This is a genomic window from Acinetobacter sp. HA (genome assembly GCF_000264725.1).
Taxonomy (GTDB): Bacteria; Pseudomonadota; Gammaproteobacteria; order Pseudomonadales; family Moraxellaceae; genus Acinetobacter; species Acinetobacter schindleri.
In genome coordinates this window covers 1-8,062 of record NZ_AJXD01000082.1, presented here as the reverse complement: position 1 = coordinate 8,062, position 8,062 = coordinate 1, and the positions used below count along the sequence as shown (strand labels likewise).

Annotated in this window: 11 protein-coding genes; 5 read left to right on the top strand and 6 right to left on the bottom strand. The window is 41.7% G+C overall.

The annotated features are described in order from the left end of the window. Window positions 1-11 precede the first annotated feature (11 nt). Window positions 12-407, bottom strand: coding sequence for a transposase family protein (locus HADU_RS11575; RefSeq protein WP_008306679.1), 396 nt, complete (start codon window positions 405-407; stop codon window positions 12-14). Between the two features lie 355 nt (window positions 408-762). Here HADU_RS11575 and HADU_RS11570 point away from each other — a divergent pair, with 355 nt between their 5' ends. From HADU_RS11570 to HADU_RS11550, 5 genes are all read left to right on the top strand, one after another. Beyond that, entirely contained in the window at window positions 763-1,248 is a 486-nt protein-coding gene (locus HADU_RS11570) for an NUDIX hydrolase (protein ID WP_005221494.1), read from the top strand. Between the two features lie 4 nt (window positions 1,249-1,252). After that, complete coding sequence (gene mnmA, locus HADU_RS11565; protein WP_004894053.1) at window positions 1,253-2,386, top strand: tRNA 2-thiouridine(34) synthase MnmA; 1,134 nt, start codon at window positions 1,253-1,255, stop codon at window positions 2,384-2,386. A 13-nt stretch (window positions 2,387-2,399) separates the two neighbouring features. Further along, window positions 2,400-3,131, top strand: a complete 732-nt coding sequence (gene hflD / locus HADU_RS11560; protein ID WP_004894049.1) for a high frequency lysogenization protein HflD — start codon at window positions 2,400-2,402, stop codon at window positions 3,129-3,131. A gap of 56 nt (window positions 3,132-3,187) precedes the next feature. Then, window positions 3,188-4,576, top strand: a complete 1,389-nt coding sequence (gene purB, locus HADU_RS11555; RefSeq protein ID WP_004810482.1) for an adenylosuccinate lyase — start codon at window positions 3,188-3,190, stop codon at window positions 4,574-4,576. A gap of 91 nt (window positions 4,577-4,667) precedes the next feature. Further along, window positions 4,668-5,303 carry a DUF2238 domain-containing protein gene (locus tag HADU_RS11550; RefSeq protein ID WP_008306675.1) on the top strand — a complete coding sequence of 212 codons (636 nt, stop codon included), beginning with the start codon at window positions 4,668-4,670 and terminating at the stop codon, window positions 5,301-5,303. Window positions 5,304-5,372: 69 nt separating this feature from the next. Here HADU_RS11550 and HADU_RS11545 read toward each other — a convergent pair whose 3' ends face one another. From HADU_RS11545 to HADU_RS11525, 5 genes are all read right to left on the bottom strand, one after another. Beyond that, window positions 5,373-5,609 (bottom strand): hypothetical protein, encoded by a 237-nt coding sequence (locus HADU_RS11545; protein WP_008306673.1) that lies wholly within the window; start codon window positions 5,607-5,609, stop codon window positions 5,373-5,375. A 27-nt stretch (window positions 5,610-5,636) separates the two neighbouring features. Beyond that, the gene (locus HADU_RS11540) at window positions 5,637-6,098 is read right to left on the bottom strand and encodes a hypothetical protein (RefSeq protein WP_008306672.1); all 462 of its coding nucleotides are present in this window, start codon (window positions 6,096-6,098) and stop codon (window positions 5,637-5,639) included. Between the two features lie 108 nt (window positions 6,099-6,206). Continuing rightward, window positions 6,207-7,169 carry a protease SohB gene (gene sohB / locus HADU_RS11535; protein WP_008306669.1) on the bottom strand — a complete coding sequence of 321 codons (963 nt, stop codon included), beginning with the start codon at window positions 7,167-7,169 and terminating at the stop codon, window positions 6,207-6,209. Window positions 7,170-7,216: 47 nt separating this feature from the next. Next, window positions 7,217-7,714, bottom strand: a complete 498-nt coding sequence (locus tag HADU_RS15150) for a hypothetical protein (protein ID WP_008306667.1) — start codon at window positions 7,712-7,714, stop codon at window positions 7,217-7,219. Window positions 7,715-7,749: 35 nt separating this feature from the next. Next, window positions 7,750-8,062: integrase core domain-containing protein (locus tag HADU_RS11525; RefSeq protein ID WP_008306665.1), on the bottom strand; the 313-nt coding region annotated here is incomplete at its 5' end.

The following is an 8,062-nucleotide window of genomic DNA, read 5'->3' as shown; positions in this document are numbered from 1 at the left end:
TTTTCTTGCCGCTATAGCTTTTCTTCTGTTTTTTTAGGCCTTTGGATTGGAATTTCCGTGGCATCCACGATCACAACATTCCAGTCGATGCCTTCGCCCTCGGGTAAATCTTTGGGTAAATTAAACAGATTGGACCGAATCAGGCAGTCTTCAACATGACGGACAATTCTTGAGGCTGTGGGCTCTGAAACCCCGTAACTCGTCGCAACGTGAAATAAGGTTCGGTATTCCCGCCAATAGCTCAGACAGAGCAGAACCTGATCCTCCAGGCTTAACTTGGGCGGTCTGCCTTTGGCAGAGACATGCTTCTGCAATTGCTCAACCATCAAATAGAAAGTTGACCATGAGATGCCTGTGTATCGCTTGAACTGAGGATCAGAAAGCTTGTTTGAATCGATGTATTTCATCGGCAGATTATGCACGAATGCTAAGAAATCTGGAGTGCAAATATTAACCAAAAAGAAGATCGTTTTTTGATTTATGAAAGAGATCTAATATTTCTCAATTAACATGATGCACGTTATAAGAAATTATTTTTTATAATTCATAGTTTTGTTATACACATAAAAGCTTAATGCTGTTGAATTGAGCTTTTTTAGTGATTTTCAGTATTTCACGCTTAAAATAGAGGCAATATTTCATAAAATTGCTTATTTCTTTAAGACTAATAATTTTTTAGTAGCTAAAGAAATCCCCTCTCAACATAGCCACACACCACAAAATTTTATACAATAGTGCATCATTTTCCATGGTGCTGTTTCTATGACTGCTTGGACTGCTCACGTCACTGTCGCAACCGTTGTCGAAAAAGACGGAAAATTCCTTTTTGTAGAAGAACATACAGAAGGTGTGACACACACAGTATTTAATCAGCCAGCAGGTCATGTAGAATGCGGTGAAACCATTGTCGAGGCCGCAATTCGTGAAACCATGGAAGAAACCGGACATACGGTTGAAGTGACCCATCTTTTAGGCATGTATACCTATACCCCGCCGATGTTCCCAGACCGTACTTATTTTCGCTTCTGTTTTTTAGCCAAATCCATTGATTATGATCCACATGCCACTTTAGATACGGACATTGTCGGTGCAGTCTGGATGACTTTAGATGAACTGCAAGAGTCAGCTCGTGCGCGTAGTCCGCTGGTGATTAAAGCCGTACAAGATGCGCTTTCTGGTCAAAAATACCCTTTATCGCTCATTTACGAGCACCAAAACTCTCCCTTAATTTCAAATTTGGATGCCTAATCCTATGCAACAACGTGTCATCGTCGGAATGTCTGGTGGTGTAGATTCATCTGTGTCTGCAGCACTCCTACTTCAACAAGGTTATCAGGTTGAAGGTCTTTTCATGAAAAACTGGGAAGAAGATGACGGCACAGAATACTGCACGGCAATGGATGACCTTGCCGATGCTCAGGCCGTTTGTGACAAGATCGGGATTAAACTGCATACTGCCAACTTCGCAATGGAATACTGGGATCGCGTATTCGAGCATTTCCTGGCTGAATATGCGGCTGGTCGTACCCCAAACCCGGATATTTTGTGTAATAAAGAAATTAAATTCCGTGCTTTCCTGGATCATGCGATTAACCTGGGTGCCGACTTTATTGCGACGGGTCACTATTGTCGTCGTGGTGAAACCATGACCAATTCTAAAGGTGATCAATATGCACCTTTATTACGTGGCGTAGACAACAATAAAGACCAGACTTACTTCCTGCATGCCGTTCATGGTCGTGAAATTAACAAGACCCTGTTTCCGGTTGGTGAAATTGAAAAGCCGCAAGTGCGTAAAATTGCAGAAGAATTAGGTCTTGCTACAGCGAAGAAGAAAGACTCGACGGGCATCTGTTTTATTGGTGAACGCCGCTTTAATGACTTCTTGAAGCAATATTTACCGGCTCAACCCGGAAAAATCGTGCTAGAAGACGGTAAAGAGGTTGGTGAACATCACGGCTTAATGTACTATACGCTCGGTCAACGCGGCGGGATCGGCATTGGCGGTATGAAAGGCGCTGAAGAAGGTGCCTGGTTTGTACTGCACAAAGATATCGAGGGTAACCGTCTCGTGGTTGGTCAGGGCCATGAACATCCACTAATGCAAAGCACCATGCTTTGGAGTGAAGCGATTGACTGGGTAGCTGGTGAGCAGGAGATCTCTGAATCAGGTTTCCGCTGTACGGCAAAAACCCGCTATCGTCAGCCTGATCAAGCGTGTACCATTTATAAGGATCCAGAAACACCCCAAGGTGTTCGGGTAGAATTTGATGAGCCACAACGAGCTGTGACCCCAGGTCAAAGCGTGGTGTTCTACTCAGGTGAAGTATGTTTGGGTGGCGGTGTGATTCATCATACCAATGCACCTAAACCTGATTTTATATAAGGATGAGGTCGGCATGACGAAATTACCTTTTCAACAGGCCACAGCGTTGAATGTTCGTCAAAACCGTGCTTTGGCGTTAGCGGGTGTGTTTCAGGCCACCCAGCTGACCCATATGACTGCTTTAACCGGTCAGCAAAGCATTGGGGAAAGTGGTAATTTCTATTTTGAACAGCTGATTAAAGCCAGTTTAAATATCCGACCAAGCGGCTCGCTCAATGTCCAGACCCTGGATTTGTTTAATCAGCTGGCTGATATTTCTCTCGGATTAAAAACCCTAGAAAGTTCCATTACTCAACCCTTCGATACCAGCCCAAAATCCAGACTTCCAAAACTCTCCTCTACCAAGCTGCCAATGTCCTATGCGATGGCACTTCTTCAGTTAGAAAAGAAGGTCTACAGCAATCCTAAATTTGTTGAAATTATTGAACAATCCCAGCAAAAAATTCTAAGACAGCTCTCCTTTTTCGACAATAACTATATGCACCCCAGCATCATTGCCAATCTCGCACAAACCTATGTGGATACTGCCGGACAGATTAATCCGCGCATTATGGTGCGTGGTAATGCTGAAGCCTTTAAAGATGCCGGTCACACCAACCGTATTCGTGCTTCATTGTTTACTGGCCTGCAAATGGCACACCTATGGCGTCAACTCGGCGGCAGTTCCTGGGGTATGGTTTTTGGCAAGCGCAAGCTGCTACAGGATATCCAAAATCTCGCGCGCTTACAGTTTCAGGCAGTTTAACTGATGCTGTACGCGTATCTCGTTTTTCGTTTAATTCCAAAATTTAGGGAATCGATATGAACGCTTTAACTGCACTTTCTCCATTAGATGGACGCTACGCTAGCAAATGTGATGCGCTGCGCCCTTTTCTTTCTGAGTTTGGTCTGATCCATGCTCGTGTGACTGTTGAAGTGCGTTGGTTACAAGCGCTTGCCAACCGTCCTGAAATCACTGAAGTGCCAGCTTTCTCATCTGAAACCAATGCAGCACTTGATGCAATCGTTGCAAATTTCTCTGAAGAAGATGCAAACCGCATTAAAGAGATTGAGCGTACGACTAACCATGACGTAAAAGCGGTTGAGTATTTCCTGAAAGAAAAAATTGCAGGCATTGAAGAACTGAAAAATGCAGGCGAATTCATTCACTTTGCATGTACTTCTGAAGACATCAATAACCTGTCTCATGCATTAATGCTGAAAAGCGGTCGTGATGTACTGGTTGAGTCTATGCAACAAATCATTGATTCAATTGTTGCATTAGCTGAAAAACATGCTGACCAACCAATGTTGTCTCGTACACATGGTCAAACAGCGAGCCCAACCACTTTGGGTAAAGAAATGGCGAACGTGGCTTACCGTCTTGCCCGTCAAATCAAACAGTTCAAACAAGTTGAGCTACTGGGCAAAATTAATGGTGCAGTGGGTAACTACAATGCGCATCTTTCAGCTTACCCAGACATCAACTGGCCTGCGCATTCACAAGCATTTGTTGAATCTTTAGGTTTGACTTTTAATCCGTACACCACTCAGATCGAGCCACATGACTACATGGCGGAACTGTTTGATGCGCTTCGTCGTTTCAATACCATCTTGATCGATTTTAACCGTGACGTTTGGGGTTATATCTCGCTCGGTTTCTTCAAGCAAAAACTAAAAGAAGGCGAAGTGGGTTCTTCAACTATGCCGCATAAAGTTAACCCGATTGATTTTGAAAACTCAGAAGGTAACTTAGGTATTGCCAATGCAGTTCTTGCGCATCTAGGTGAAAAACTGCCTATTTCTCGCTGGCAGCGTGACCTGACTGACTCAACTGTTCTTCGTAACATGGGTGTAGGTTTTGCGCAAAGCTTGATCGCGTTTGAAGCTTGCTTAAAAGGCGTGGGTAAACTTGAACTGAATGCTGCACGTATTGATGAAGACTTAGACAATGCTCAAGAAGTCTTGGCTGAACCAATTCAAACGGTTATGCGTCGTTATAACGTTGAAAAACCATACGAAAAATTAAAAGCATTGACTCGTGGTCAGGCAATGACTCGTGACATGATGGTTGATTTCGTAAACGGTAACGAATTAGAAGCTGTTCCTGCAGCAGATCGTGCTCGTTTGGCTGAAATGACACCTGCAACCTATACAGGTAATGCATCTGAACAAGCAAAACAAATTAAAGACTTAATCGCTAAAATCTAATTTAGACAGTTAAGACCAAAAGCGAAGCTCCGGCTTCGTCTTTTTTTATTTATAATCATGTCTAACTTTAAGAAAAATGATATAGAAATAGATGATGGATCATCGCTTAAGCAGCAAACATTTTGTTAGTTTAGGGATTTTGGCAATTGCGATTATCTTTGCCAGTATTCATCCTTTAGAAATGGAATCTTATCTGCTCCATCAAACAGGTACGGTTTTTATGATCGTTATGTTGATCTTGTGCCTGTATAAAATCGGATTGAGCTTTTTCAGTTTCAACCTTTATCTGGCTTTTCTGCTGATTCATGTGGTTGCTGCACATTATCTGTATTCTTATGTACCTTATAATGAATGGACTCAGACACTCTTTGGCTTTGACCTGAATGCTGCCATGGGCTGGTCACGCAACATGTTTGACCGTTTTGTGCACCTAGCTTTTGGCCTTCTACTTTACCCAGTATTTTACCGGCTATTTCAGGTCTGGCTGCCGCAGCAAAAACCATTCACAGTTTTTTTGTTAGTCATTCAATTTGTCATGGCAACCAGTCTGATTTATGAATGGATCGAATGGCTGATTGCGATTGGCTTATCCCCTGACCAGGCAGAAAGTTATAATGGTCAGCAAGGCGACATGTGGGATGCACATAAAGATATGTTTTTAGCAACAGTTGGGTCGATGTTTACGGGTGCACTGATGCTGATTTCACAAAATAAAAAAGCTCATTAAAGTGAGCTTTTTAGATCATCATGAATTAAAGTTTTGAATCATGGATTTAATTACCTTCATGTTTTGCAATTATGGAAGTGGGCAATATCGCTTCCAATCATCTTTCATTTTTTGCAATTCACTCCCCGTTAATATCTCGCTGTAATAAATGAAATAGATTGCATCAGGATATTGAATTTCATGGCGGAACATCATGCCACGCAGTGACACAGATAATTCCTCAGGAAAATCATCCAAATTCAATTCTTCAAACTCGTAATTAAAATAACAATTTTGCGTTGCAAGATATGCTTCAGCGACAGCCATGTTTCTGCTCTAACAGTAAAATATGCTTTATTTTATCTGATTTACCTCAGTGCTGGTCGGCATTTCAGTAGGGTCAATCCATTTAACAAACTTAGATTTTGACAAGTGTGGGTATTTAAACTTATCTAAATACTCAAAACAGACCCTTTGCCCTTTCGGCATTTTCTCAGAATCCTTATCGAAATATAAATAACGACTATACTTGGCACCATTGAAGCGAATGATTAGGCTTTCATGCTGAGTTCCACCTCGAGTTTTATATACCTGATAAGACTGCACCACACCACATTCTTTCGATGGAGTAACGGGTGGATTATTTGGCTTTAAAACACCATATAATAGAAAAATACATGCACCAGGTAGAAAGCTCAGCCAAAACAGAATCTTCTTCGAATCATTATTTATGAGTTTGGCTTCAGCATAGAGCATACATAACATCGGAATAAACACGATGCTAAAGAATCCCAATAATAAAATAAACGTGAGCATATGAGCCTAGACTCAATCAAAGTACTTCACTTATATCATAATGATTTGATTTCAAAAATGAAAAAGCCCACCGAAGTGAGCTTTCCATATCATTTTCAGAGCAATAAATTAAAGTTTCGGATCACGCATCTGAACCAGATTTGAATTGGCTTTCGTCAGCGAGTCGACTACTTTGTTCATCACTGCAGGGATCAAGGAATCAGCAATTTGTGCTGCCTGCAAACCCAGTTTTTCACCTAAAGTTGGTTTCTTACGCGTGTTGATCGTATACACATCATGCTGAGGCAATAAACCCAACACATACTCATCCGATGTTTGCAACTTATCCACCAGATTTAGATCCAGCGCATCCTGACCATACCAGTGCTCACCTGTTGCCACTTTTTCAACATTGAGTTGCGGACGATACTTTTCCACAAAATGCTTAAACAGCGCATGCGTTTGCTGAATTTCTTCTTCAAACTTGGCTTTACCTTCTTCAGTATTTTCACCGAACATGGTTACGGTACGTTTGTACTCACCTGCCGTAAACAGTTCAAAGTCAATCTTGTTGTCTTTTAACAGACGGTTAAAGTTCGGTACTTGAGCAACTACACCAATTGAACCCACAATCGCAAACGGGGCAGAAATAATTTCGCTGGCAATACATGCCATCATATAGCCACCGCTAGCAGCGACTTTATCGACGCAAATCGTCAAATGGAATCCTGCTTCACGTAATCGCACCAGTTGGGCAGCTGCCAGACCATAGCCGTGCACCATACCACCTGGACTTTCCAAGCGTACGATTACACGGTCGCGTCCAGCTTTTGCTGTTGCCAGAATCAACGTAATTTCTTCACGTAGCTGTTCAACTGCAGAAGCAGCAGTATCCCCTTTAAAATCGAGCACGTAGATTTTTTCATTAGTTTTTTTACGGGCACGTGCTTCTTTTGCCAGTTGCTGACTTAACTGCAACAGCTCCAGTTTAGAGGCTGTGGTTTGCGCAATTTTTTTTCGTTGTTCATTAATACGCGCATTCAGGTGATTGATACGGATTTCAGCCGGTAGTTTCGGAGTATGAAATAACATATAAAATCTATTCTCAGTTTAATTCGGGCTATAAACCTTAGATTAGGTCAATTTGGTATTTTTTCAACCATATTATTGACTGAATTCTCTCGCACTGCTTTTAGTTGCAAAATTCCATATTGTTCTTGTATTTTTGCAATTGATAACCACCGTAGCATTAACGGAAATTGTATATAGTAAAGCATCCCGATAATAACAGCATTAATCGGCCACCATGCGAGAATCCAGAAGCTCGATCCTCGGCTACTCGTGAATGGTGTGACCCAAATATACATTGCAATACAACCATAAATCACCACACCAATCATTAGATATTGAAACCATGGATGTTGCAAAAAATGCCGAGTCATTGAGTCACTTAACTTTTGCTGACCAGACCTGTCATCATCTACACTTTCTACCACTTGTTTTAATTTGAACTGATACTGCGCATAAGCTCGAATGTATGCGTTCCATTTTCTTCGGAAAGCGACAGAGCCTTCGAGCTGCCTAAAACGCAGATAGATTAGAGGTACAATGAGAGGTGGTCCCACTTGTTTGAACAACTAAAAGCGTATTTATAAGTGATATTCCGCTCTAGTTAAGCCACCTTGTTTTGTTGGGGTAGCTGATCATAGTAAAACTCATTTGGTGTCATTTTGTCTAGACTCGAATGAGGTCGTTTCAAATTATAAAACTCAAAATATGCACTTAATTGCTTTTTCGCATCTGTGACACTGCTATAAGCTTTGAGATACACCTCTTCATATTTAACGCTCCGCCATAATCGTTCAACCATCACATTATCTACCCATCGACCTTTACCATCCATACTGATTTGAATGCCATTTGATTTCAATACATCAATAAATGCATCACTGGTGAACTGACTGCCTTGGTCTGTATTCAATATT